The following is a 26,319-nucleotide window of genomic DNA, read 5'->3' as shown; positions in this document are numbered from 1 at the left end:
GTCATGGCCGAACTTGCCGATCCGCAAGTCAGTGCCCGGCTGCTGGATGGCCGCGCACTGGCTGCGCAAACACGCAACGCGCTGGCAGCAACTATTCGTCAGCGCCAGGCCGACGGCTTGCCGCCGCCCGGTCTGGCAGTGATTCTGGTGGGGAATGACCCGGCGTCGCAGGTCTATGTGCAGCACAAGATCCGCGCCTGTGCCGAGGTGGGTGTGCATTCCTTCAGTCACCGCTTGCCGGCCGACACCGACGAAGCGGCCCTGTTGGCGCTGATCCAGACATTGAATGCAGATCCAGCGGTGCACGGCATACTCTTGCAGTTGCCTTTGCCGGCCGGGCTGGATAGCAGCCGCCTGTTGCAGGCGATTGCTCCGTACAAGGATGTGGACGGCTTTCATCCACACAATCTGGGTTTGCTGGCGGCCGGGCTACCGGTCTTGCGCCCCTGCACGCCCAAGGGGTGCATGCGTTTGCTGGAGTCTGCCGGGGTCGATTGTCGTGGTCAGCAGGCGTTGGTGATTGGCGCCTCGACCATTGTTGGCCGGCCCATGGCGCTGGAATTGCTGCGCGCCGAAGCCACGGTAACCATTGCGCACAAGGCTACGCGGGATTTGCCGGCGTTGGTCGCCCAGGCGGACATACTGGTCGTCGCCACCGGGGTACCGGGACTGGTGCGCGGCGAGTGGCTCAAGCCGGGTGCGGTAGTGCTGGATGTCGGTATCAATCGTCTGGCCGACGGGCGACTGGTCGGTGATGTCGACTTCGCCAGTGCCCGACAGCGCGCCAGCTGGGTCAGCCCGGTACCCGGTGGCGTTGGCCCGATGACCATTGCCTGCCTGCTGGAGAATACCCTGCAAGCCGCTACCTTGGTGATGGAGCCCCCATCAGGCGCTGCAATTCACCACTAGCGCGCAGTTGCTCTAGCGCGGCCAGCAGCGGCTCGATCCGGCTGGCCGGCACGTTTTCACGGTGGCGGTACAGGTAGGCCATTTGCTCTTCGGCATGCAGCTCGATACGCCAGTCATCGGCTGGCGAACCGATTTCCTGCAAGGTGTAATGCAGCACCTGCTCGCTACTGATCAGTGCATCCAGACGGCCGACCTGCAGCATTGCCACCGCCTGCTCCAGGTGATGAACCGGTATCTTGATAATCGACTGGTTGGCTTCAAAGGCGCTGCCGTAAAAAGTGCCACGAATATAGGCGACCGTTTTCCCGGACAGGGCTGACAAGCTCAACTCGCCTGCGGAATCGCGTGGCGCTACCAGCATAAAGCGGGTGCTGAGGATGGGGGCACTGCGTGCGGCAAAGCGATCAACCTCGGGGTTGGCAAACAGGATACTGAGATCACCCTGGCCGCGCTCGAAGTCATGCAGCAGGCGCTGGTGCGGTAATCTGCGCACGTTCAGGGCCTGGCCACTGATACTGGCCAGCTCGGCAAACAGGTCGGGCAGCAAGCCGCGTAGCTCTTGCTGCTCATCTTCATACGCCCACGGCCAGACATCGGCAACCAGCACCTGCAAGGGTGCCGATGTCGACCCGGATGGCGTGGCAGCCAGGCTACCGCCAAAGGTCAACAAGCAGGTAAACAGCAGCCAGCGCCAGCCGGCAAAACGACGTATCACGATGGCATAGCCTCCGGATCAGAATTATCTGCATTATAGCTGGCAGAGCGCCATTGCAGGAGGGCAATCAGCGCCAGATTGACCAATAGCACCAACGCCGCAGCGCCAATTACTGCCGGCCAGCCAGCCCACTGCCAGAAGGATTGCAGATAGTAGATACCTACCGCTGCGCCGAGGTAATAACACACTGAATACAGCGACGTGGCGCTGGCTTTGGCCTGTTCGGCATGCTGGTTGACCCAGGCATTGGCCAGCGAATGGGTGAGAAAGAAGCCGAACGAATTGATCACCAGGCCGAGGACAATCAGCCCCAGGTTATTCGCCAGCGTGAGCAGGCAGCCGAGCAGCAGAATGCCGACACCCAGCGCCATGCCGCCGGTCTGACTGCGGGCCGCCATGCGTGATGACAGCGCCGCAGAAAAGGTACCACCCAGATAACTGAGAAACAGCAAGCCCAGCGCGCTGGCACCCAGTTGCCAGGGTGGCGCACTGAGGCGGAAGGTCAGGTAGGTATACAGGTTGACGAAAATCAGAAAATTCAGCCCGCCCAGCAGCATCGCCGGCCACAGCAGAGGGTGGCGCAAATGCCGGCCGAAGTTGGCGAACACGTTGCGCGGTGCCAGCGTTTGTCGCTGGAAGTTACCCGGTGGCGGTAGCAGCCAGGCAATCAGCAATACGCCGCCAAGGCTGACGCCGCCGACCAGCAGAAACATCATGTGCAGCCCGAAATGATCAGCCAGCACGCCGCCAACCAAACGCCCGCCGGCACCACCCAGGGTATTGCCACTGATATACAGGCCCACGGCACCAATCAGCGCGTTGCGGCTGACGGTATCGCCCAGATAAGCGACGGCGGTAGCGGGCAAGACTGCCAGAGCGACACCGAGCAGGGCGCGCAAGACCAACAGGCTGTGATAGTGGCTGGTCCAGGCCATGGCCAGGGTCAGCAGGGCGGTGGCCAGCAAACCACAGAGCAGAATATTGCGCCGCCCCCAGGCATCCGACAACGGGCCGATGACCAGCAGCGCCAGGCCCAGTGTCAGGCTGGTCAGGTTGAAGGCATTGGCCGCCTTGAGTACCGAGACCTGATAGTGCTCGGCGATCAAGGGCAGCAGCGGGTGAATGGCATAGAGATTGGCGAAAATCACCAGCGACGCAATCAGCAAAGCCAGGCATACCCGCCGGTAGGCAGAGGTACCGGCTTCAATCAGTGGCGTGCTCGCTGGCTGCATTGGCGTGTTCGTCCAGGCTGATCAGGGTCTGCCCCTGGTTGATCAAGTCGCCCTCCTGGCACAGGATCGCACTGACGACGCCGTCAACTGGCGCGCGCAGGCTGTGTTCCATTTTCATCGCTTCCAATACCAGCAAGGCTTGCCCGGCAACCACGCTATCGCCCGCTTGCACCAGAACACGCACCATACTGGCATTCATCGGCGCGCTGAGGTCGCCGACGGTCTGAGCATGCGTGCGGCTGGCCAAGGGGTCAACCATGTGCACCGCCAGCCAGTCGCCCTGCCAGGGTAAATAGACTCGCTCACCACGGCGATAGTAATGCCCGGCGGGGGGTAATTCGGCGAGGGTAAAGCACGCGCGTGTTTGCTGCTCGCCCTGTTGCACGTGCAGGTCAGTCTGCGCTGGCAGCCCCATTTGCCAGCTGCTGCGCGCTGACCAGGGAGAGTTCGGGTCTTCATCTCGTACGTCGGGCGGCAGGCTGTCGAGCAGGGCGCTGGCGGCGTGCGCCCAGAAGCTCTCGTCCAGCTCCGGCAGCGGCGTCAGCAACTGCTCGCTATGGCGAGGAATAAAGCCGGTATCCAGCTCCGCTGCGGCAAAGGCCGGCTCGGTCAGAATGCGTTTAAGCAGCAGCAGATTGCTTTTCAGGCCACCCACGGCGGTTTCATCCAGCATGGCCAGCAAGCGCAGGCGTGCCTGTTCACGGTTGTCGCCGTGGGCAATCAGTTTGGCCAGCATGGGATCATACCAGGGCGAAATACTGTCGCCTTCGACCACACCACTGTCCACCCGACGGCCAGGGCCGGAAGATGGTTCCTGGTACAGGTGCAGCTCGCCACTGGCGGGCAGAAAATCCTGTTGCGGATCTTCCGCATACAGGCGCACTTCCATGGCATGACCCCGGCAGGGTATATCGGCCTGCTGCAGCGGGAAGGGCTCACCGGCGGCAATGCGCACTTGCCAGGCAACCAGGTCGAGTCCGGTAATGGCTTCGGTGACCGGGTGCTCGACCTGCAGCCGGGTATTCATTTCCATGAAATAGAACTGACCGTCGCTGTCGAGCAGAAATTCCACGGTACCGGCGCCAACATAATCGATCGCCCGTGCCGCGCGGACGGCGGCCTGGCCCATGTGCTGGCGCAACGCATCACTCAGGCCGGGCGCTGGCGCTTCTTCGAGCACCTTCTGGTGGCGGCGCTGGATCGAGCAGTCGCGGTCATGCAGATAGCAGCAATTACCGTACTGATCGGCAAGTATCTGTACTTCGATATGCCGCGGTTGTTGCAGGTATTTCTCTACCAGCAGCTGCGCATCGGCAAAGGCACTCTGGGCTTCACGCTTGGCGGAATCCAGGGCATCGTCCAGCTCGCTGCTGGCGTTGACCACTTTCATGCCCTTGCCACCACCACCGGCACTGGCCTTGAGCAGCAGCGGGTAGCCAATCTGTTCGGCGGCGGTGCGCAGGCTGGCGTTATCCTGCGCGGCGCCGTGGTAACCGGGCACCAGCGGCACGCCGGCCTCGGCCATCAGGGCTTTGGCCGATGACTTGCTGCCCATGGCGGCAATCGCTGCGGCCGACGGGCCGATAAAGCACAGCCCGGCCTGCTCGCAGGCGGCAGCAAAGTCGGCATTTTCCGCCAGAAAACCATAGCCCGGATGCACTGCCTGAGCACCACTGGTCTTGGCGGCGGCGAGTAATTTGTCGCTATCCAGATAGCTGTCGGCCGGGCGGCTGCCACCCAGTGCCACGGCACGGTCGGCCAGAGGTACATGGGGTGCGTCGCGGTCGGTATCGCTGTACACCGCTACGCTGGTAATGCCCATGTCGCGTGCCGTGCGAATAATACGGCAGGCAATTTCACCACGGTTGGCAATCAGCAGGGTATTGAACATGGGCTGGCGCATGGTTTATTGCTCCGCATCGGATGGGGGGGCGGCCACACGCCAGCTCGGCTGGCGCTTGGCGAGAAAGGCATTCAGCCCTTCCTGCCCCTCGGGGCTGACCCGGATGCGGGCAATCGCCGCTTCGGAATAGCGGCGCAGGGCCGGGGTCAGCTCACCGTGTTTGACTTCCTGCAGCAGTGACTTGGTGGCGCGCATGGCGGCTGGGCTGTTGTCGAGCAGGGTGCGGCACCAGTCACTGACCGCACTGTCCAGTTGCTCCGGGGCATAGCTGGCGTGCAGTAAGCCCAGGTCAACCGCCTGTTCACCGCTGAAAGCCTCGGCCGTCAGGGCATACCGCCGCGCCTGACGCTCGCCCATGGCCTTGACCACAAAGGTACTGATCACCGCCGGCGTCAGACCGATACGCACTTCCGAGAGACAGAACTGGCTGTCGTTGGCACCAATCGCCAGATCACAGCAACTGATCAGGCCCAGGGCGCCGCCATAGGCCGCACCCTGCACCACGGCCAGCGTCGGGATCGGCAGTTGGTAAAGACGGGCCATGACCTCGGCCAGTGCGTGGGCATCCTGCAGGTTGGCGTTGTAATCCAGCTCGGCGGCGGCACGCATCCATGCCAGATCCGCGCCCGCGGAAAAGTGCTTGCCGTGCCCGCGCAACAGCATGAAGCGCAGGTCCTTGTGTTCCTTGATCGCATCCAGTGCCTGCAGCAATTCGCTGATCATGGCGGCATTGAAGGCGTTGTTTTTCTCCGGACGGTTCAGCCACAGGGTGGCGATGCCGGTCGGGCTGACGTCCAGTTGCAGGGTGCTGAAAGTGCTCATGCGAAGTCTCTTCGATTGGGTTGCGCGCAGGCTTCATGTGGAAAAGGCCTACATGCGGAAAATGCCGAAGCGGGTGCTTTCTATCGGCGCATTGAGCGCGGCCGACAGGGCCAGTGCCAGGGTCTGGCGGGTGTCGGCAGGGTCGATAATGCCGTCATCCCACAGCCGTGCACTGGAATAGCTTGCCGCCGCCTGGCGCTCATACTGTTCGACAATGGGGGCTTTCAGGGCCTCGGCCTGTTCATCGCTGTAGTCTTGCCCGCTGCGTTCGGCCTGTTCGCGTTTGACCTGTACCAGCACGTCGGCGGCCTGTTGCGCGCCCATCACGCCAATCCGCGCATTGGGCCACATCCACAGCCAGCGCGGGTCATAGGCGCGGCCGCACATGCCGTAGTTGCCGGCACCAAAGCTGCCGCCGATGATCACGGTGAACTTGGGTACCCGGGCGCAGGCCACGGCGGTCACCAGCTTGGCGCCATGCTTGGCAATACCGCCCTCTTCGGCTTTTTTGCCGACCATAAAGCCGGTGATGTTCTGCAGGAACAGCAGCGGTATGCCGCGCTGGCAGGCCAGCTCGACAAAGTGTGCGCCCTTTTGCGCCGATTCACTGAACAGCACACCGTTATTGGCCAGAATGGCCACCGGATAGCCATGCAGGTGGGCAAAACCGCAGACCAGGGTGCTGCCAAAGCGCGCCTTGAATTCATCGAACTGGCTGTCATCGACCAGTCGGGCAATCACTTCGCGCACGTCATAGGGTTGCTTGCTGTCGGCGGGAATGATGCCGTACAGCTCCTCGGCGGCGTAACGGGGTGGTCTGGGTGGCTGGCACGCCAGCTGGCCCTGTTTGCGCCAGTTCAGGTTGGCCACGCAGCGTCGGGCCATGGCCAGGGCTTCGTGGTCATCGGCGGCAAAGTGATCGGCGACACCCGAGGTCTGGCAATGCAGCTCGGCACCACCCAGCTCTTGTGCGCTGACCACTTCGCCGGTGGCGGCACGCACCAGCGGCGGGCCGGCAAGGAAAATGGTTGCCTGCTCGGCCACCATGATGGTTTCATCGCTCATTGCCGGCACATAGGCACCGCCGGCGGTGCAGGAGCCCATGACCACGGCAATTTGCGGAATACCGGCGGCACTGAGGTTGGCCTGGTTGAAGAAGATGCGGCCGAAATGCTCGCGGTCGGGGAACACCTCGTCCTGGCGTGGCAGGTTGGCGCCGCCGGAGTCGACCAGATAGATGCAGGGCAGGCGGTTTTCCAAAGCAATCTGCTGCGCTCGCAGGTGCTTTTTTACCGTCAGTGGGTAATAGCTGCCGCCCTTCACCGTGGCATCGTTGGCCACGATCATGCATTCGACGCCCTGGACCCGGCCGACGCCGGCAATCAGCCCAGCGGCGGGGACGGCTTCGTCATACACCTGCCAGGCTGCCAACTGACCCATTTCCAGAAAAGGCGAGCCGGGGTCGAGCAACTGCTGGATGCGTTCGCGGGGCAGCAACTTGCCCTTGGCCTGATGCCGTGCCTGCGCCTGCTTGCCTCCCCCCCGGGCAATCTCTTGCACCAGCGCGCGCCATTGCTCGACCTGGGTCTGGATGGCGTCGGCATTGCGCTGGAATTCGGCGCTCCGCGGGTCAAGGCTACTGACCAGATAACTCATGGCTGCTCCCTTTCGCCACTCACGGGCGGGTTTCGTCGAAGAGTTCACGGCCGATCAGCATGCGGCGGATCTCGCTGGTGCCGGCGCCGATTTCATACAGCTTGGCATCGCGCCACAGGCGGCCGGTGGGATAGTCATTGATATAGCCATTGCCACCAAGAATCTGGATTGCCTCGCCGGTCAGCCAGGTGGCTTTTTCGGCGGTATACAGAATCACCCCGGCACAGTCCTTGCGCACCTGCCGCAGGTGTTGCTCACCGGAAGCATCCAGCTGTCGGCCAACCGCATAGAGATAGGCCCGGCAGGCCTGCAGGGTGGTGTACATATCCGCCAGCTTGCCCTGGATCAACTGGAACTCGCCGATGCTCTGGCCGAACTGTTTGCGTTCGTGCACATAGGGCAGCACGATATCCATGGCTGCCTGCATAAGGCCCAGCGGGCCGCCACTGAGGACTGCGCGCTCGTAATCCAGCCCGCTCATCAGCACCCGGGCGCCCTCACCTTCACCGCCGAGCACCTGGTCCGCCGGCACGCGTACATTGTCGAATACCAGTTCGCCGGTCGGTGAACCGCGCATACCCAGTTTGTCCAACCGCTGGGCAACGCTGAAGCCGGGGCTGTCGGTGTCGAGAATAAAGGCCGTCATACCCCGTGCCCCGGCCTGCGGATCGGTCTTGGCATAGACCACCACGATGTTGCAGTCCGGCCCGTTGGTAATCCACATCTTGGTGCCGTTGAGCAGGTAGTGGTCACCCTGGCGCTCGGCGCGCAGGCGCATGCCGACCACATCGGAGCCCGCTTCCGGCTCGCTCATGGCCAGCGCGCCAATATGCTCGCCACTGATCAGCTTCGGCAGGAAACGGCGCTTCTGGTCTTCGCTGCCATTGCGGTTGATCTGGTTGACGCAGAGATTGGAATGCGCCGCGTAGGACAGGCCAATGCCGCCAGCAGCCCGGGATATTTCTTCCATCGCCACCATATGCGCCAGGTAGCCCATGCCAGAGCCACCATAGCTCTCCGGTACGGTCAGGCCGAGCAGGCCCATGTCACCGAACTTGCGCCACAGGTCCGGCGGAAACTGATCGTCACGGTCTGCGGCCTGGGCGCGCGGGGCAATTTCAGCGGCGGCAAAGGCGGCCACCGCGTCACGCAACATATCCACATCCTGGCCAAGGAAGAAATTCAAGCCGGGTAACTCAGCCATCTTCGGGTACTCCATGCGCGTTCTTGTTGTGGTTGTTCTGTGCGGTGTCAGCCAGGGCGCTGTGGCAGCGCTCCTCGGCGGTATCCAGCTCGATCTGCATGGCCTGGATATCCAGCAACTGTTGTTCAAGTTGCGCCCGGCGGGCCTGGATCTTGGCCAGAAAGCTGTGCAATTGCGTGCGGTTGCCTTCGCTGGGGTCGTAGAGCTCGATCAGCTCGCGACATTCGGCCAGTGAGAAGCCCAGCCGCTTGCCGCGCAGGATCAGGGTCAGGGCGACCCGGTCACGCGGGGCGTAGATACGCTCCTGCCCGCGTCGTTGGGGGTGCAACATGCCCTGCTCTTCATAGAAGCGGATCGCCCGCGGGGTGACGTCGAGTTCGCGGGACAGTTCGCTGATGCTGTAGGTGCGCGGCATGGCAGGGGCTCGATTGCTTTACGTTTACGTAAAGGTAATTCATCCGGCACAGTAGTCAAGCCGACAATCTCGTCCTGTCGGCACTTTCCGCCCAGTGGTGGACTACAGGTAAAACCCGACGCTACAATGCGGCCCGCACGGACAGCGTCACCTTGCCATCCCCCTTGCGCAGCGTTCTTTTGGGCGGGTGTTGGCAACTTGCCAGTGGCGCGCGAGACGATCAGTGATACTGGCACACAGGGGCTCACTCCCTGGTCAGATATTTCCAGGGAGCGGTATGAAATCACTTGTATGTATCAGCCTGGCTTGTTGCCTGGCTGTGATTGCCACGGGGCTGAGCGCCAGCTTGCCCGGCACGGAGCTGAGTCCGCCGTCTTCCACGGCACAGCGGCTGTATGCCGAAGCGCGCAAGGATCTTTTGCAGATCCGGGTTCTGGTAAAAAATGGTCGCAGCCAGTCCTCGGTGGGCTCCGGCTTCCTGTTGGGCAATACCGATCTGGTGGTCACCAACTACCATGTCGTATCCCAGATTGCGCTTGAGCCGGAGGTCTATACCGGCGAATACCTGGATACCCACGGTCGACGCGGCAACCTGCAGTTGCTGGCGGTGGATGTGTTGCGTGACCTGGCTGTGGTGCGCATCGACCGGCACGGAAGCGGTTTTTTCCAGTTGCCGGACCAAACTGCACAATTGATCCAGGGCGAATACCTGTATGCGCTGGGCAATCCTCTGGATCTGGGTTTTACCATCTCCGAGGGTACCTACAACGGGGTTATCCAGCGGGATTTCTCGGATTTGCTGTTGTTCAGTGGGGCGCTCAACCCGGGCATGAGTGGTGGCCCGAGCATCACCGCATCCGGCCGTATTGCCGGGGTCAACGTGGCGCATCGACGGGACGGAGAGCTGGTCAGTTTTCTGGTGCCGGTCCCTTATCTGCAGGCACTGCTCGACAGCATCGGCGAAGAGCCGCCCGACGATTTCACTCCCTTGATCTCCGCCCAGTTGCTGGAGCATCAGGGGGTTATGCTTGACCGCTTGCTGGAAACACCGCTGGCTCTGAAGCAACTGGGTGACTATCGGGTTCCGGTCCGTGAATCGGAGCAGCTGCGCTGCTGGGGCAGTGCCAATACCCGTCCGCGCAATGGTTACTCGAGCGGCCGAATTCAGTGCGCCATGGAGTCCAGTGTCTTCGTATCCGACGAGTTGCGAACCGGACACGTCGCCATCAACCATTCTCTACTGCAACGCAATGGGCTGGATCGTTGGCGTTTTGCCCGCACGGCCAGACACCATTTTTCCGGCCAGGTCTACCGGTCGTCCTCCAATACGCTGGTCAGCGGGCCTGAATGTACCGAGGACTTCATTGAGAGCAATGGTTTGGCACTGCGTGCCGTGCTCTGTTTCAGCGCCTACAACAAGCTGGACGGGCTCTACATGCTGGACGTGCTCAGCGTGACTACCGATGACCCGGACAGTGCTCTGCTCAGCAAGATGAGTATGCGCGGGGTCTCCTGGGAGAACGGTTTGCGACTGGCTGATGCCTTTCTGAGCAGCATGCAGGTAGCCACCGATGACAATGTCATTGACACTCCGCTGGAGGGCCAGCCATGAAATCGCCCATTTTTATCGAAGTCCTGGCGCGCAATGGTTCGGTGCTGCGTCGCCAGCGCTTCCAGCAGCTCCCGGTGCGCATCGGACGCGCCTATACCAGTGATCTGATCCTGGATGACCCTCATGTCGCTCCGCAGCATGCGGTACTCGAGGATCATGAGGGACAATTGGTGCTGCGCTGTGATGACACCCGCAACGGCATCATTGTCAACAAACGCGCCGCGGATCAGGTCGACATGCAAGGCCACACCCACGTCCGCCTGGGGCACACTCGCTTGCGGGTGCGCAGCGCCGACCACCCGGTTGCCGACGAGTTGCCTGACACTACCAGGCATGGCTGGGAAGGCTGGATGCCAGCCCTCCTCGGCGTGATCATCGCCGCCGTCGCCGCCTTCGGCAATGAATGGCTGGATGGCGATAGCAGTACCGAGTTGTTCAGCCTGCTCAGTGGCACCTTTCTGTTATTGCTGCTGACCGTAATGTGGGCTGCTCTCTGGGCGTTGATCAACCGATTGTTTGCGGGCAGTGCCCGTTTCGGCCGTCACCTGTTCATCATCAGCTTGGGCATACTTTTTTCCACTCTGTGGTTCAAGGTGTCCGGAGTACTCGCCTATTGGCTGTCATGGGCGGCACTGGATCGCCACAGTGATCTGTTCCTGCTGGCTCCGTTGGCGCTGGCAATCTACTTTCATCTGGTGACGCTCAGCCCGCGGCTGTCGAAGCGCATGGCCGGCATTACCGCCGGGCTCTACCTGATTGTCACCGGCATGCTGCTGGCCATCAATTATGAGACGACCGGCAAGCTGGCGAACAAGGTCTATATGGATGCACCCTATCCGCCTGGCCTGCGCCACAACCAGACAAGCACGGTTGCAGCCTTTATCGAGCGTGCCGATGCCGGCGAGGAGCGCTTGCAGGCCTTGCGTGAGAAGGCAGAGCCTTGAATGGGGGGTATGGCCCAGCCTTCAAGCAACGGGCAGGGAATTGACATCATCGGGGCTGCAGGTCGAGCACGGAAAATAAACCTTGCTAATCCGGCAAAGCCCTGTATGGTGGTCATCAGCTTAAAGTTAGTCTTTAGTTCAGATCTCCACTTCGTTAGTATCGTTCGCATACAAATCGTCCTGAAGTTTCTAAGTTACAGTCTCCACTCTTAGGCATTACCGGTCAGCAATGGCCACAACATTATATTTATTCAGGAATTACGATTATGTCCGATACAGTTACTGGTACCGTCAAGTGGTTCAACGAAGCTAAAGGCTTTGGCTTCATTCAACAAGCTTCAGGTCCTGATGTGTTCGCTCACTTCAGCGCCATTATGGGCAACGGTTTCAAGACTCTGGCTGAAGGCCAGCAAGTTGAGTTCCGTCTGACTCAAGGCCAGAAAGGCCCGCAAGCAGAAAACATCGTAGCCATCTGATTTCGCTTGCACCCGCCAGGGTGCACGAAATGGCAACGAGAAAAAGGCCGATCAGCAATGATCGGCCTTTTTTGTGCCTGCCATAAATAGTTTCTGCAGCAGCTCATGCCTGCCTGGACCGATCAGATTCGGCGACACACGCATTGAGCCAAATGGTGTGCAATCTTTTCCGTACTCTGGCAGCTATTGCTGATGCGCGGCATGATGGCATACATGTTGTTATCGTCAGAGACTTGCATGCCTGATTCCGCTGATACGTTGCCGCCCTTACTGACTGGTCCAATTCTGCGCCGCTGCTCAGCCGATCGTTTGGCTATCTGGATGGTGGTCAGTGAGCCCTTGGCTTTAACCTTGAAACTGCAGCCAATGGGTGAGCCGGAGCGTGAGGTACCGCTGGCTGACTACTGTGATTTCTTGCCGATAGGACGATACGCCAATATCTTGCTGATTGACGTGCCGTTAGCAACGCCATTGCCACTGGATACGCCAATCGAATATGACCTTGCCTGGAGTCGGGAGGGCCATCAACACTCTTTGCTTGAGGCAATGCCCTATCTGCGTCATCCAGATCAACAAAGACCCAGCTTTGTGGTCAGTACCAGTAACCGACGTCTATTGCATGGCTCTTGCCGCAAGCCTCACCATGACAGTGCGGATGCACTTGTGCAAGCAGATCGAGGGTTGGGAGAGCGTCTTGCACAAGCAGGCGAGCGTCCAAACTGGTTGTTGATGACCGGCGACCAGGTTTATGCAGATGATGTTGCGGGTCCGATGTTGGTGGCGATTCATCGCCTGATTGAGCGCTTGGGTCTGTTTGATGAAACACTTGAAGGCGCCACGGTGGTTGATAGTCAGGCTTTGTTCAAGACTGAGCATAGTTATTACCAGCGAGCAGTGCTGTTGCCAGATGTTGCTGCCAACCGTCCCTTGCGCGAGCGTTTTTTTGGCGGTGCCAGCAAGCCGGTGTTTACTTCGGTGCATGCGCATAATCACCTCGTAACACTGGCAGAGGTGTTGGCCATGTATCTGTTGGTTTGGTCACCCGAGTGCTGGCGCCTGATTGCGCCAGAGATGCCATCTGGTTTGACCCTTGAACACCAACAAAACTATCGGCGCGAAGAGGTCCAGATATCGCGCTTTGTTGACGGCCTGCCGCAGGTGGCGCGCCTATTGGCACATCTGCCCAGCCTTATGATCTTTGATGATCATGACATTACAGATGACTGGAACCTGACCGCGGACTGGGAAACGGCAGCCTATGGGCATCCTTTTTCACGGCGTATTATTGGCAATGCATTGCTTGCTTACCTGCTTTGTCAGGCTTGGGGCAATGATCCTGACCGGGTTGCCACACCACTGGGAAACTTGCGCTCCTTGCTGCAAGTCACTGCACAATCGAACTGGCTACCCGCTGAACAGCAGGATATCTGCATTGATAACGTACTTGCCTTCCAGGGCTGGGAGTATCAGATACCCGGCACCCCGCTGTTACTGGTACTGGATACCCGGACGCGGCGTTGGCGCAGTGAGCGTAGCCCCTCAAGGCCTTCAGGGCTGATGGATTGGGAAGCGCTGTGTGAACTGCAACAGCACCTAATCGGGCAGTCTGCCGTGGTTGTAGTAACACCGGCACCGATGTTCGGCGTAAAGCTGATTGAAGGCATTCAGAAGCTTTTTACTCTGATCGGCCAACCGTTGTTGGTTGATGCTGAGAACTGGATGGCACATCGTGGAGCAGCCAGAGTCATGTTGAACATCTTCAGACACTCGCATACACCAGCAAATTATGTGATGTTGTCTGGTGATGTACATTATTCTTTTGTTTACGATATCCACATCCGTGATCAGCGGACTGGTCCGAATATCTGGCAAATTACCAGTAGTGGATTGAAAAACACTTTCCCGACAACATTGCTTGACTGGTTTGATCGGCTTGATCGTTGGTTATATGCGCCCTGGTCACCGTTGAACTGGCTTACCAAGCGTCGGCGTATGCTCATCCTGCCGCGTGATCCCGACCGGGCCAGTGCGGGGGAAAGGTTGTGGAATGGCAGTGGCATCGGTTGGGTTCAACTTGACGGCGATGGGCGGCCAGAGCAAATCTGCCAGCTTGATGCGCGGGATTTTGCGGTAGATTTCATACCGCATGCCGATGCCCGGCAAATACCTCGTTCACACTAGCCTGCACTGCGGGCTGGCAACTCTCCGCCAGGCGTGCGATGAACCTGCGAATAATCCCAGAAGGGCTTCTGTTGCATGGTGGAGCCCGATCCGACAGTTGACGGAATTGCAGCGCGGACAGCGGGTTAACTAATCACAAAGAGCAAGAGTTACTGCGCCTGTATCCAACCGTCGTCAGATTTGGCCAATACAATTTCCGCGCGCTCAACCGAACGTCCGGTTACCGGTGCCGTTGCATCGACTTCGACATCGCAGCGGTAGACATCGCTGCGCTCTTCTTCGCAGCTATGAATGGTGACCTTGTGAATCTCGACTTCAAGCATGTCGGACATGCTGTCGCCTCCAAGCTCGCCAATCATGGCTGACATTTTTTCCATTTCTGCTTCAAGCAACGCCTTGATGTCGCTTTCTGACGGGCCACTGGAGCAGGCACTGAGCAGCACGGTTGAGGCCAGCAGCGCCCCGTAGATGACTTTCTTCATTATGGTTCCTTGATGGTTGTGGCTTGGTTGCAACATGTTGGCTGTCCGCAAGGACAGGTTATGCCAGCCGTCAAAGGGGAGCAAGGCGGCTTGGTGAAATCGACTGCCGGCCACCGGATGAAAGCCGGGATGGGCCAGTTTCCGGGCCGGTGATCTAGCGAAGAGGCCGAAGCCGTGCAGCCAGCTCACTCTGACGAGAGACACCGAGTTTGTCGTACAGGCTGCGCAGTTGTGAACGCACGGTATTGACTGAAACATCGCGTTGGCGGGCGATTGCCTGCGGGCTCAGGCCATCAGCCAGCAGGATCGCCACCCGGGCTTCAGCCGCAGTGACGTCAAAGCCCGCACGCAAGGCCGCGACGAGTTGATCGTCGTCGTGCTCCAGTCCTCTGACGACGACCATTACCTGTGGGCGAAAACCGAAGCTGAAGGACTGTTGGGGCAGCGAGATAACGTCCACGATCACAGGGCTCAATGGTGCACTGGCGGAGTGCAGGAAGAAGCTGTGCAGTAACGGGTCGCCGGGGCGCGTCAGGCCATTGGCTGCCGTTTTTATTGCCTTGGACAGGATCAGCGTCTCGTGCTCGAATTCAGCGTGAAGCAACCGGGCGCGAAGCTTCAGATATTCTCCTCGACCAGCCAGCTGCTCCGCTTTGGGCGTCATGCCGATCACCTGTCCAGCGCGATCACAGGCAAAAGCGGTGAGTGACATGGCCTCCAATGCACCCACCAGTAACGCCGCAGCCTCACTTTCAAGCAGTAACTGCGTGCGAATAGCCGCTCGCATATGGGCGGCCAACGAAGCAAATATCTGACGCTGCGCCGAGGTGATGTGTCCGGTTTCCTGTCGGCGGCCAACGGAAATGCCGATGAGCATATTGGGGCGGATAATCAATGGCGTCAGGCAGATGTAGCCCAGGCCGTGATGTCGTGCCCATTTATAATGAGGGTGGTGTCTGGCTTGATCGGGGGTGATGAAGTCCGCATCGGCACGCACGACCAGCTCGGGAATACCAGTGCCAGCGCGCACCCTGGGATTCAGTGCCGGATCGTGATAGCCCAGTTGATCGAATTCCTGGGAAACGATTGGATCAACTGTCCAGACATTGAAAGGGATGGGCGGCTGCGCACCAAGGCAAATCAGCTGACCGAATTCCGAGCCGGTGGCATGGGCCAGGCGTTCAAGAGCGTTATACCAGCCATTGCCGCTGACGGCCGCATCGGCGAAGCAATCCACGACATCAAGCCACTGCTGTTCGCTATTGATCATGCTCAGGTTCCATCTGACTGTTGCATCCAACCCATGACGTGGACCCTCAGGCAGTCTTGCTCTCGAGTGTTTCCTGTCATTCCGCGTTGATATTACCGCGAAATCATAATCCAGAGTTCTGTCATCATCCAATTGGACGATGCGAGCAATAATACGCAGCGATAGCCTTCCTTTACTGCCTCCACCAAGCACACTGAAACAAGGAAGGGACATATGTCATCACTAACTACCTCGACTGGCGTTTTCGCGTTGAAGCCGCTCGCTCTATTTCTCATGTCGTTGACCCTGGCCGGATGTCTTTCTGGCGGTGGCGGCGGCGGAAGCTCCAGCCCACCTTCGACTCCGCCATCTACGGCAGAGCCGACAGACCCTCAGGAACCGGTAGGCCCGGTTGAGCCAGAACCCAGCCTTGCAGAGCGGGTATTCTCCACCGAACAACAGCGTATAACGGGTGTGATACGCGACGACATGCTGGCTTTTCTTGGCCTGCGCTATGCCCAGCCGCCGGTTCGCTTTGCACCGCCCGCAGCGCTGACAGTCACCCCGGTCGATGAGCTCACAGGCGACCCGGACTCTGCCGATGCTTATGGGGCCCGTTGCCCTCAGCACGAGCCCCCGGTCAGCAGTGGGAATACCTCTCCCATCAGCGAGGACTGTCTTTTTCTGAATATTTTCCGTCCGGCAGAGCTGACGGCGGGTAGCCTTGCGGAAGAGGCGTTGCCGGTCATGCTATATCTGCATGGCGGTGCGTTTGTGGAAGGCTCTGGTGAAGAGTTTTACCTTCCCACCCGTCTGGTCGAACGGGACGTTATCGTGGTCACCATCAACTATCGTCTCGGCGCCCTGGGATTTCAGGCGCTCCCCGCCTTGTTTGAAGAGCATGGAAGTGCTACCGGCAATTACGGCATTCTGGATCAGCAGGAAGCGATGCGCTGGATCAGGGCAAATATCGCCAACTTTGGCGGTGATCCGGACAACGTCACTATTTTTGGTCAATCTGCTGGTGGGCACAGTGTGCTGACTCACGTTGTTTCGCCCACTGCGGAGGGATTGTTCAGCAAGGCCATTTCTCAAGGCGGCACCTATGCGCCCGGCCAGCGGCCACCAGCAGCAGCCTACACTCTGGGGCAGGCTTTTATTGAACGGCTTGGTTGTGACTTGAACAGCGCAGAAGAGATACGCGACTGCCTGAGAAACAGTGAGCTTGCAGATATTCTGCAGGCGCAAGGCCGGGCCGGCTCCAGCGGTGACGAGTACCTTGGGGCGAGCTATCTGCCGGTGGCTGGCAATCAGGGTGACGTTTTCCCGGAATCAGTATGGAGCGCACTCAGGGCTGGCCGTACCAATCCCATTGACGGCCTGGTTGTCGGTTTCAACCGGGAAGAAGGACGATTCACTATCGCGTTCAATGAATGGCTGGGCGTAGAGGTTACTGCGGCCAATATCAAAGCGAAAGCGCACCAACTCCTGCAATTCGATTGGCGCGGGCTGGATGCCGGGGCTATCGTCGACTACTATCTGGCGCAACCGGAGTACGATGATCGGGATGACGATAAATACCCGCTGGTGATGGCAGCTATCGAAACGGATTGGGCTTATGCCTGCAATCAGCTGGCTCTGCTTAGCGGTAGTCCGCCACCTGACGGGTTCTCAGCCAACAAACCCAGCGGAACAAACCTCTATAGTTACTGGTTTACTGAGCAGAACGCACCTCACCGTTTCCCGGATCCGGGTATCCCGCTTGGAGCCGCACATACCACTGATCTGCCTTACCTGTGGGGAAGCGAACAAGTCCTGCTCGAGCGCACGGGAAATGATGAAAGCCAATTGCTGCTTGCCGAACGAATGCTGGATTACTGGACGACGTTTGCCAAAACGGGTGATCCCAACGCCAGCGACGGCGTAGCGGAACAGTGGCCTGCGTACGACAGCTTTACTCCAGAGACACCGAACAACATGATAGAGCTGAAAACAACAGAACCGGTGCAGACCTCTGTGCTTGAGGTTTCTCAGCATCACCATTGTCAGAGCCTCTGGAGCCGCGCGCCGACCCGTCGGTAATCTGTAGAGCACCATGAGCGGGGCTTGGCAGCCCCGCTCAACAACCTGGATCTAGCCTAAGCGCGACAGCGCACCGACACCCCCACCGACGAACTGTCATTGTCCTCTCAAGGTACCGCGCAATCTTGCCCGTGCCGCAATATGTTGGGAGGTCACCATGAAAAAGCCAATTGATACCACGCATTCCAACGGCCCGATCAAGGATGACGAGCATTCGCATAAATGGGCTGGCACGCGAATCAATCAGCCGCTCAGCCAAATCAATCAGAGTCAACAAAAGCCCTCTGATCAACGCTCTGACGATGCGGTGAAGAGCGAAGCCATGGCTGCCTTTCGTGGCCCGGTCAAGCCATGATTCAGGCCAGCAAACAATAACTTCCTGAACACGTTGCCGGACGCATCCTGCTCGCACTTTTGCTGCAAAGCCTGAGTGTGTGCCGCTGCCGGCAGCAACTTTCTCGACAGGAGAAACTGTATGAACAAGCATCCACGTCATTTTTTCAAGGTCTCAGCCCTGGCACTGGCCCTTGCGACCAGCAGTATTGCTGTTATTGCTGATACCACCACGCAAGGGCTCAACGATGCCCGCCAGGAAACCCGTATATCAACTACCTACGAACTCAATCCTTACTTGCGTGACCACAACCTGCAAGTGACGGTTGAAGACGGCAAGGCGACCTTGACGGGCAATGTGACTGATGACGTCAACAAGGCTCTGGCCAAGGAAATTGCACAAGGCGTCGAAGGAATCAACTCGGTGGAAAACAACATTGTTGTGGACGCCAACCATCGGTCGGCGGAACGCAATAATGCAGAACGCGGATTTGGTGAACGCATTGAAGATGCCAGCATCAGCGCAGCCGTCAAAGCCAAGCTCATGTGGAGCAAGAATGCTGAAGGTCTGGCGACTGATGTGGCAACCAAAAATCGCCGCGTGACCTTGAGTGGTACCGCCAACAGCGAAGCAGACAGCGAGCTGGCTGAACGTCTGGCGGCTAATACACGCAATGTGGTGTCGGTCGATAACCAGCTGCGCGTCGAAGGTGCGGCTAATCAGCCGCAAGATGACCGAACGCACAAGGATGATCAAAGCGTCATGGCCGAAGCGGGTGAAAGCATTTCCGATGGCTGGATTACGACCAAGGTCAAATCAACCTTGCTTTACTCCAGCAACGTGTCCGGAACCGATATTGAAGTCAGTACGGATAATGGCGTCGTCAGCCTCAAGGGTGTCGTCGGCAGTGGCAGCGAACATGCTCTGGCGGTAGAGCTCGCGCAAAATGTGCGTGGCGTGAAGAGCGTTCAGGCGAATGAACTGAGCTACTGATACAGCCCGGGTCTGCGCACAGCGGTGCGTAGCCCCGGGTCTTTTTACCCCATACCCCACGGAATAAAAGGAGAGTCCCATGAGTGTAGGCACTATTGTGTTGATCGTGCTGATCCTGCTTCTGATCGGCATCATTCCTGCCTGGCCGCACAGCCGGAGCTGGGGCTACATGCCCAGTGGTATTCTCGGCCTGGTAGTGGTCGTGATTGTGGCCCTGTTGTTGCTGGGCAAGATTTGAATGATGCGGTTCGGAACAACGGCTTTTCTATCTGGCCGGAAGGGCAAAGCTGATTATCAAGCTGATCCCAACCAACACGCAGAGCACCGCCAGCAGGAATGTTGAACCGAACTGCTCGAGGATCAGTGCTGCGCCCACTGGGCCCGCGGCCTGCGCGAGCAGCATGGGGCGCGCCAATTGGCCCATGCGCGTGCCATAGCCCGCAGAGCCAAAGAGCGCCAGTGGCAGAGTGCCGCGCGCGATGGTCAGAATGCCAACCCCGGCGCCGTACAAGCCCATGGCGACAAAACCGAGCCATGGCATGGCAGGCAACAGCAGGCCAATACCCAACCCACAGAGCACAATGGCCAGTCGCGTTGACCAGGTTGGATGCAGATTGCGGCCAATAGCGAACTCGGCAACCCGGGCCGCTACCTGAGACGGGCCTATCATCATGCCGATGGCCAGCGCCGTGGCCGTGGCGATGCCAAGCAGCTTGAGCACATCCAGAAGGTGCACCGACAGTGTGGAGATCACCAGTGATTGCAGCGTCAGCAGAGCGGCCAGCAACAGCAGCAGCTGACTGGCAGATGTGCCGGAAGGGTTGCTGGCAGCGCCGGTTGGGTGCATCGGGATCGGAGTTTCGGTCAGCGTATCCTGCTCACGGGGAATGGCCATCAAATGAATCGGTAGCCCTATCACCAGGTGCATGGCTGCAAGTGCAAAGCAGCTGAAGCGCCAGCCGACTTGATGCTCCATCCCGGCGATCAATGGCCAGCCCAGGGTGCTGGCAAAACCGCCGATCAGCGTAAGCCCGGTGATGGATGCGCGGGCGTTGGCGCCCAGCAGGCGGCCCAGTGTGGAGAACGCCGCGTCGTACAAACCGGCCGCCATACCTGCCCCGACAAGGGTCCAGGCCAGATAGTAAGTGACCAGGTGTTGCGCCAGCCCCATCAACAGCATGCCCAGTGCCAACAGCACTGAACTGGTGGCCAGCACCGAGCGCCCGCCCAGGCGATCAATTTGGCGGCCTGCCAGCGGCGAACAGGCCCCGGCGATCAGCAAGCCCCAGGATAGCCCGATGACGACACGGGTCAGCGACCAGCCGGTGTCTTCGGCAATCGGCGTGGCGAGTACCGCCGGCAGATAGTAGGTGCTGCTCCAGGCAAGTATCTGGGCAATACCCAGTGCCCCCACCAGCTTGAATGTTTTGATGGGTCTGGCTTTGTTGTGATTCATGCGCGGGTTGCCCTGTCCGGCGTCATGGGGGTTGATGCGTGTTGAAGGCCGCGCAGATACGCCTGAAGAGGGGGAAGGATATGGGCGGCATCCGGCCCTGCACCCCTGAGCGTCGCAGAGGCGAAGTTGCGCTGTTTCGGCAGGCCGACAAAAAATAATCCGGGAACCCTCAAGGCAGAGCCATCGCGCTGCAGCACCTTGCCCTGCTCATTGACTACCGGAAGACCCTTGAGGAAAGGCAGGTTGGGACGAAATCCGGTGGCAAAAACAAGGCTGTCGACCGATTCCTGGTTGCCATTGCGCCACTCAACGCCAGTCGGCGTTACCCGGGTGAACATCGGCTTCTGGCTGAATCGGTTGGCTCTGAGGGCCGCTTTGTAGATGCCGTTGTCCAGTACCGGGGTGCTCTGATCATTCAGCCAGCGCGTCTTCTCCAGACCGGTCCATTTCAGCCAGGCATGAAAATCTATGCCCAGTAGGCGCTGGGGCGCGAAGCGAATTGCTTCCCGGGTAGCCAGGGTGACGCTGGCAGTATTGGCCAGATCACAGGCGATCTGCACGGCGGAGTTGGCCGCCCCAACGACCACCACGCGCTCACCGCGAAAGCCTTGTGGGTTGCGGTAGTCGGCACTGTGCAGCAGTTTGCCGCCGAAGCCGTCAAGGCCAGTGATCTCAGGTATGTAAGGGCGGCTGAAAGCGCCCGAGGCGACGATAACGGCTTTCGCCTGGAACTGCTGGCCGTGGGCAGTGGTGAGCTGAAATCCGCTGATTGTCTGATCGACCCGCTCTACTCGAATGCCCTGCAGGATTGGCAACTGGAAGAGCTCGGCATAGGTTTCCAGGTAGTGAACGACTTCATCGCGAACCGGGTAGTGGCCCGGCTTGCCGGGAAAAGCCAGGCCAGGGAGTGATGAATAGGCTGCCGGCGAGAACAGTTGCAGGCTGTCATAGTAGTGTCGCCAGTTGCCCCCCGGCTGGTTTTGCTCATCCAGGATCAGAAAATCCAGACCTTGTTGCTGCAACTGCCAGCCGCTGGCAAGTCCGGCCTGACCGGCACCGATAACCACGACATCGAACACATCCCTGTTTAAGTTCATATATGCGCACCTATGCACGTTTAAAGTCAAATAAATCAGCCTGAACTACCCGGGCAGCACAAGGGGGTCAGGCTTTTGGTGTGGTGCAGGATGTCCTCCAGACGCTGGACAATGGCCGGCCCATCCACTTCATAGAAAACCTGTCTGCCAACCTTGCTGGCGCGAACAATCCCCGCGTCCAGCAGTACCTGCAGGTGACGTGATATCACCGAGCGCTCCTGAGGTAGCCCGGTTGCAATGTCAGTTACATCGGCTCGACCCAGCTGCATGACGCGCTTCAGTACGGCAACCCGGGCAGGCTCGCACAGGGCCTTGAAGAAGGTCCCATCAAGGGAGTCGATGGCGGCCTCAATGGCCTGGTTGCGGGTAAGAGGCGTCGTCATGGGTTTACTATATGTGTATTTTCGTGCACATGTAAAGTCTTGTGATAAATTGTCGGCTGGCGTCAAATAGCTCACTATGAGAGTGTCTATCCTGTCGGCGATTAACATGCCCATGCGTCCTCTTGGCCTCTGTGCCCTCTTCTTGCTGATCTGGCTCAATACTGCGCTGGCTACTGATAACGCCGTATACCCTGTTGACGTTACCCACTGGTGGGTTTCACTCGGCGAGCAGGCCAGTATCCAGGTGATCGAACGGCATCTGGCTGAGCAGGGTATTGTCTGGATCACGGAGGCGATGGCGGGCAGCGGGACGTCGCGCTATATGGATGTCGTACGTCGACGGGTGGCGGCTGGTAATCCACCGATGGCCTCTCAGGTGATTGGATACGACATTCAGGAGTGGGCCAGACAAGGCAAGTTGGCTAATCTGGATGCTATTGCCGAACAGCAGGAGTGGGATGAGGTTGTCCCCTTCGACATTCAGCACTTGTCCAAGTACCAGGGGCATTGGGTTGCGGCACCGATCAATGCCCACTCGACCAACTGGTTGTGGCTGAACCAGCCACAATTGTCCCGTTTGGGACTGACAGTCCCCGACACTTGGCCAGATCTGATTCACATGCTTGAAGCTGCGCGTTTGGCTGACATCATTCCATTGGCAATCGGCCGGGACGCCTGGGAGCACACCTTGCTGTTCGAGTCTGTGGCAGCAGGCGCGGGTGGTGCGGAGTTCTATCGCCGGGTATTCCTCGATCTTGATCCGGTGGCGTTGGACGACGCCATGCTGGGGTTGATATTCCAACGCATGAGTCAGTTGCGCGAGTATATGGATGAGGGTATGAATACGCGCAGTTGGGACCAGGGAACGGATCTGGTTCGGACCGGACAAGCTCTGATGCAGGTGCAAGGCAGTTGGGTAAACGGCGAGTTCAACGCTCACGGGATGATCCCGGGTCAGGACTTTGCTTGTTTCCGCTTCCCTGATACTCAGGGGGTATTTCTGTTCAACAGCGACCAATACATGTTCTTCAAGGATTACCCGGTCGACCCCGGAATCCGTAACACCTTTGCCAGCACACTGATGGAAGTAGAGTTGCAGCGTGAACTCAATATCGCGACTGGCGCTGCCCCGGCCAGAGTCGATGTACCGCGCGAGAGTTTCAATCAGTGTGGTCAGCGGGCGATCAACGACCTGCGTGCGGCCAACATGCGGCGCACTGTCATGGGCTCAATCGCGATGGGCAACGCCAATCCAGGCAAGGTAAAGGAGGCTATCTACACTGTCGTCAGTGATCACCTGTTGGGGCGCATCAGCGATGCGCAAGCGGTCGACCGAATGAAAGCTGTCATCATCAATGCCGCGCGCTCACAGGGTAACTGAATGCGACTGTTCAATAATCTCGGGCTGACCAGCAAGGTCGTGCTGCTGGTCGCGCTGCTGGGCGCCCTCTCGATAATTATCACCCTGTATTCCATGACCAGCCTGCACACGGTGGATCGCGACTACCGTGCGCTGCTTGACCAGGACGCGAAGGCGTCACTGATGATCAGTGCCGCCTTGCTTGATCTGAGTGATGCCAGTCGAATGGTACTGTCGGTACTGACCGAGCAGGACGAAGGCAGCATGCGCGTAACGCAGCAGTTGCTGGATGTAAAGCAGAAAGAGTTTGAGGCGAAGCTATCAAGCATTGCGCCGCTGCTGAAAAACGCGGACCAAAGGCTGGAGGACATACGTCAGAAAGAGGAGCAGCTGTTCGAGCTGGCCCATGCAGTCATTGACTCGGCGGCTCGTTGGCGTGGAGACCGTGCGCTGAGGATAATTCATGAGGAGTTCGATCCGGCGTTGAGCGCTATGCGTCGTGACATGGATTTTTTGCGCAACAGCGCCGTGGACAACTTCAACAACACCTCGCAGGAGTTGACACTGACCACCCACCGTACCCTGTTCAACACTACGATAGCCTTCACCCTGGCGTTGGCAGTGATCATTGGGCTATCCGCCTACATATCGGTTACTCAGATTTCACGCCCGATCAAGCAGCTGACCAACGCCATGGCCAGGCTCAGCCGACGAGATTACGATCATTCGATCGACTACACCGAGCGCCGTGACGAGGTTGGGAGCATGGCTTTGGCGCTCAGGGTTTTCCGGGACAGCATGCAGCGTGCTGACCAGTTGGAGCGCGAGGCCATTGTTGACGCCGAAAATCGGCGTATTTCGCAACAGCTGATTGATCTTACCGATGCCATGCCGGGCGCTGTATTCCAGCTTCGAGTCGCAGTAAATGGTGATCAGCAGTTTGTCTTCCTCAGCGGCAAGTCCGAGCGCTATGTCGGCCCCTCACTTGCTGATAAGCAACATCGGGGGCTGCGTCTTGACCACATACGTATCAACCACAGTCTTGAGCATCTGCATGAGTTGGACCTGGCCATCGAGCATAGCCTGCGCAATCTGCAGCCGCTCGACATCGAGATGCAGGTAGAGCACGGCAACCAGCGCTTCTGGTTGAAGACCCTGGCCACCGCCAGACGAACGGAGGATGGCGCGACACTGTTCAACGGCATATGGCTTGATGTCAGCGAGGCCAAGGCGCAGGCACATGCGCTGGAAAATGCCAAGGAACAGGCCGAGCAGGCCGCCCACGCCAAAGCGGCTTTCCTGGCGACAATGAGCCACGAAATCAGAACGCCGATGAATGCCATTCTTGGGCTCGCGCAATTGATTCTCAAACATCCCCTGGATACGCGCCAGCAGAACCATATGGACAAGATAATCAGGTCTGGGCACCACCTGCTGGGCATCATCAACGATATTCTTGATTTCACCAAGATTGATGGTGGGCACCTGGTAGCCGAACGCATTGCTTTCAGCCCTCAGCAACTGCTGGAAGACATCCACGAGATGCTGGAAGAAAAGGCGCAGAGCAAGGGGCTGATATTGACAATGAAGTCAGAAACAGACCTGCCCGTGTTGATGGGGGATCCACTGCGGATCAGCCAAATTTTGCTCAATTACACCAATAATGCACTCAAGTTCAGCGAACATGGCACCGTGACCTTGCGGTTAAGTCTGCAGCACGAAGAATCAGGTGCCCCGATTCTATATGGTGAAGTGGAGGATCAAGGGATCGGGATGAGCGAGCAGGAGCAAGAGCATTTGTTCCTGCCCTTTCAACAGGCCGATACGTCCATCACCCGACGTTTTGGCGGAACGGGTTTGGGGTTGGCAATCTCACGTAGCCTGGCTGAACTCATGGAGGGTAGCGTTGGCGTACACAGCCAGCCAGGACGTGGCAGCCGCTTCTGGTTCCGCGTTCGTGTCCGTCTTCCCGACGCAGAAGCGGTATTGCCAAGTGCCTTGCCCGTGCCATTAGTCGCAGAACCGCGGCTGGCAGGGTTGCGTCTGCTGCTGGTGGACGACAATGAGCTAAATCGCGAGGTTGCCCGTGAGTTTCTGCAGGAAGCCGGCATTAAGCTGGATGAGGTTGAGGATGGACAACAGGCCATCGACGTGTTGAAACAAGCGCCAACGGGAACGTACGACGCCGTGCTGATGGACATGATGATGCCTGGTCTGGACGGCCTCAATGCTACCCGGATGCTGCGCCAGGAGACGCGATTCAACAAACTGCCAATCATTGCCATGACGGCCAATGCCAGCAAACAGGACGCCAGCCAATGCCGAGCAGCCGGCATGGATGCGCACATCGGTAAACCGATAGACCAGGCATTGTTGTGGCAAACACTGGTGCAGTTGTGTGTTGATCGCACGCCGGTAGCCGAGCATCCAAAGGATCAGTCAAGCCGCATAGTCAATGACGAGCCCATACTGGACCCGATGCCACTGGAGAAGCTCAGGCAACTGGTTAGCGCCGAACGCTTCGCCAGTATGTTGACGATGCTGGTAGACGACTGCTTGCAGCGTGGACGGCGATTCAGTGAGCTGGCCGGCGCCATCGATTTGCAGACATTGCGCCAAGAGGCACATGATCTCATCAGTACCGCTGGACATGCCGGGCTGCGCAGACTGGAAGCCAGAGCAAGAACCTTGCAGCACACGCTGGCCGATGTTGACAGTCGTGACATAAGCCAACTTTGTTTGCGCATTAGTGACGATGTGCAGGCATCGGTATATACCCTGAAAAAGCACTTCAAGATAAGTGACGGATAGCAG

Annotated in this window: 23 protein-coding genes; 11 read left to right on the top strand and 12 right to left on the bottom strand. The window is 58.8% G+C overall.

The genetic code is table 11. The features are described 5' to 3' along the window. The first annotated feature begins 3 nt into the window (after positions 1-3). Positions 4-909, top strand: a complete 906-nt coding sequence (gene folD / locus BLU07_RS14870; RefSeq protein WP_092388448.1) for a bifunctional methylenetetrahydrofolate dehydrogenase/methenyltetrahydrofolate cyclohydrolase FolD — start codon at positions 4-6, stop codon at positions 907-909. Here the strand turns inward: folD and BLU07_RS14865 are convergent. Genes BLU07_RS14865 through BLU07_RS14835 form a run of 7 tightly spaced genes read right to left on the bottom strand, consistent with a single transcriptional unit; the run spans position 863 to position 8,856 of the window. Next, on the bottom strand, positions 863-1,624 hold the full coding sequence (locus BLU07_RS14865; protein ID WP_157719214.1) for a substrate-binding periplasmic protein: 762 nt from the start codon (positions 1,622-1,624) through the stop codon (positions 863-865). The genes folD and BLU07_RS14865 overlap by 47 nt on opposite strands. Continuing rightward, positions 1,621-2,856, bottom strand: a complete 1,236-nt coding sequence (locus tag BLU07_RS14860) for an MFS transporter (protein ID WP_197675020.1) — start codon at positions 2,854-2,856, stop codon at positions 1,621-1,623. Before BLU07_RS14860 ends, BLU07_RS14865 begins: the two co-directional genes overlap by 4 nt. Continuing rightward, complete coding sequence (locus BLU07_RS14855; RefSeq protein ID WP_092388442.1) at positions 2,828-4,759, bottom strand: acetyl/propionyl/methylcrotonyl-CoA carboxylase subunit alpha; 1,932 nt, start codon at positions 4,757-4,759, stop codon at positions 2,828-2,830. Before BLU07_RS14855 ends, BLU07_RS14860 begins: the two co-directional genes overlap by 29 nt. A 3-nt stretch (positions 4,760-4,762) precedes the next feature. Beyond that, complete coding sequence (locus BLU07_RS14850; protein WP_092388440.1) at positions 4,763-5,581, bottom strand: gamma-carboxygeranoyl-CoA hydratase; 819 nt, start codon at positions 5,579-5,581, stop codon at positions 4,763-4,765. A 48-nt stretch (positions 5,582-5,629) separates the two neighbouring features. Further along, positions 5,630-7,237: a carboxyl transferase domain-containing protein gene (locus BLU07_RS14845; RefSeq protein ID WP_092388437.1), complete on the bottom strand. Its 1,608-nt coding sequence runs from the start codon at positions 7,235-7,237 to the stop codon at positions 5,630-5,632. 19 nt (positions 7,238-7,256) lie between these two features. Beyond that, entirely contained in the window at positions 7,257-8,441 is a 1,185-nt protein-coding gene (locus BLU07_RS14840; RefSeq protein ID WP_092388434.1) for an isovaleryl-CoA dehydrogenase, read from the bottom strand. Further along, a complete protein-coding gene (locus BLU07_RS14835) occupies positions 8,434-8,856 on the bottom strand; it encodes a MerR family transcriptional regulator (RefSeq protein ID WP_092388431.1) in 423 nt (140 codons plus the stop codon). The genes BLU07_RS14840 and BLU07_RS14835 overlap by 8 nt, the downstream gene beginning before the upstream one ends. A gap of 277 nt (positions 8,857-9,133) precedes the next feature. Here BLU07_RS14835 and BLU07_RS14830 point away from each other — a divergent pair, with 277 nt between their 5' ends. The 4 genes from BLU07_RS14830 (at position 9,134) to BLU07_RS14810 (ending at position 14,069) form a co-directional block, all read left to right on the top strand. Further along, positions 9,134-10,468, top strand: a complete 1,335-nt coding sequence (locus tag BLU07_RS14830; protein WP_092388428.1) for a S1 family peptidase — start codon at positions 9,134-9,136, stop codon at positions 10,466-10,468. Beyond that, complete coding sequence (locus BLU07_RS14825) at positions 10,465-11,412, top strand: FHA domain-containing protein (protein ID WP_092388425.1); 948 nt, start codon at positions 10,465-10,467, stop codon at positions 11,410-11,412. Before BLU07_RS14830 ends, BLU07_RS14825 begins: the two co-directional genes overlap by 4 nt. Positions 11,413-11,678: 266 nt before the next feature. Then, complete coding sequence (locus BLU07_RS14815) at positions 11,679-11,888, top strand: cold-shock protein (protein WP_092388419.1); 210 nt, start codon at positions 11,679-11,681, stop codon at positions 11,886-11,888. Between the two features lie 237 nt (positions 11,889-12,125). Continuing rightward, entirely contained in the window at positions 12,126-14,069 is a 1,944-nt protein-coding gene (locus BLU07_RS14810; protein ID WP_092388416.1) for a metallophosphoesterase family protein, read from the top strand. 149 nt (positions 14,070-14,218) lie between these two features. Here the strand turns inward: BLU07_RS14810 and BLU07_RS14805 are convergent, their stop codons facing one another. Together BLU07_RS14805 and BLU07_RS14800 are read right to left on the bottom strand one after the other, a co-directional pair. Further along, positions 14,219-14,551 (bottom strand): hypothetical protein, encoded by a 333-nt coding sequence (locus BLU07_RS14805; protein WP_092388413.1) that lies wholly within the window; start codon positions 14,549-14,551, stop codon positions 14,219-14,221. Positions 14,552-14,705: 154 nt separating this feature from the next. After that, positions 14,706-15,821 (bottom strand): helix-turn-helix transcriptional regulator, encoded by a 1,116-nt coding sequence (locus BLU07_RS14800; RefSeq protein ID WP_157719213.1) that lies wholly within the window; start codon positions 15,819-15,821, stop codon positions 14,706-14,708. Between the two features lie 213 nt (positions 15,822-16,034). Between BLU07_RS14800 and BLU07_RS14795 the strand changes: the two genes are divergently transcribed. From BLU07_RS14795 to BLU07_RS14780, 4 genes are all read left to right on the top strand, one after another. After that, positions 16,035-17,882, top strand: a complete 1,848-nt coding sequence (locus tag BLU07_RS14795) for a carboxylesterase/lipase family protein (protein WP_092388407.1) — start codon at positions 16,035-16,037, stop codon at positions 17,880-17,882. 157 nt (positions 17,883-18,039) lie between these two features. Continuing rightward, positions 18,040-18,237, top strand: coding sequence for a hypothetical protein (locus BLU07_RS14790; protein WP_092388404.1), 198 nt, complete (start codon positions 18,040-18,042; stop codon positions 18,235-18,237). A 120-nt stretch (positions 18,238-18,357) separates the two neighbouring features. Further along, a complete protein-coding gene (locus BLU07_RS14785; RefSeq protein WP_092388401.1) occupies positions 18,358-19,209 on the top strand; it encodes a BON domain-containing protein in 852 nt (283 codons plus the stop codon). 79 nt (positions 19,210-19,288) lie between these two features. Further along, the gene (locus BLU07_RS14780; RefSeq protein ID WP_092388398.1) at positions 19,289-19,447 is read left to right on the top strand and encodes a DUF3309 family protein; all 159 of its coding nucleotides are present in this window, start codon (positions 19,289-19,291) and stop codon (positions 19,445-19,447) included. A 27-nt stretch (positions 19,448-19,474) separates the two neighbouring features. Here the strand turns inward: BLU07_RS14780 and BLU07_RS14775 are convergent, their stop codons facing one another. Genes BLU07_RS14775 through BLU07_RS14765 form a run of 3 tightly spaced genes read right to left on the bottom strand, consistent with a single transcriptional unit; the run spans position 19,475 to position 22,145 of the window. After that, entirely contained in the window at positions 19,475-20,665 is a 1,191-nt protein-coding gene (locus BLU07_RS14775) for an MFS transporter (protein ID WP_092388395.1), read from the bottom strand. Continuing rightward, positions 20,662-21,762: a flavin-containing monooxygenase gene (locus BLU07_RS14770; protein ID WP_092388392.1), complete on the bottom strand. Its 1,101-nt coding sequence runs from the start codon at positions 21,760-21,762 to the stop codon at positions 20,662-20,664. The genes BLU07_RS14775 and BLU07_RS14770 overlap by 4 nt, the downstream gene beginning before the upstream one ends. 35 nt (positions 21,763-21,797) lie before the next feature. Further along, on the bottom strand, positions 21,798-22,145 hold the full coding sequence (locus BLU07_RS14765) for an ArsR/SmtB family transcription factor (protein ID WP_092388389.1): 348 nt from the start codon (positions 22,143-22,145) through the stop codon (positions 21,798-21,800). Positions 22,146-22,251: 106 nt separating this feature from the next. Between BLU07_RS14765 and BLU07_RS14760 the strand changes: the two genes are divergently transcribed. Together BLU07_RS14760 and BLU07_RS14755 are read left to right on the top strand one after the other, a co-directional pair. Continuing rightward, the gene (locus BLU07_RS14760) at positions 22,252-23,526 is read left to right on the top strand and encodes an ABC transporter substrate-binding protein (RefSeq protein ID WP_231701647.1); all 1,275 of its coding nucleotides are present in this window, start codon (positions 22,252-22,254) and stop codon (positions 23,524-23,526) included. Beyond that, positions 23,527-26,316: a response regulator gene (locus BLU07_RS14755; RefSeq protein ID WP_092388383.1), complete on the top strand. Its 2,790-nt coding sequence runs from the start codon at positions 23,527-23,529 to the stop codon at positions 26,314-26,316. It abuts the gene before it with no gap. Positions 26,317-26,319: the final 3 nt, after the last annotated feature.

Origin of the sequence: Halopseudomonas salegens (genome assembly GCF_900105655.1) — a bacterium.
GTDB classification, from domain to species: domain Bacteria; phylum Pseudomonadota; class Gammaproteobacteria; order Pseudomonadales; family Pseudomonadaceae; genus Halopseudomonas; species Halopseudomonas salegens.
Note: the sequence above shows the minus strand (reverse complement) of the source record. Positions and strands in the feature narration are given on the sequence as shown.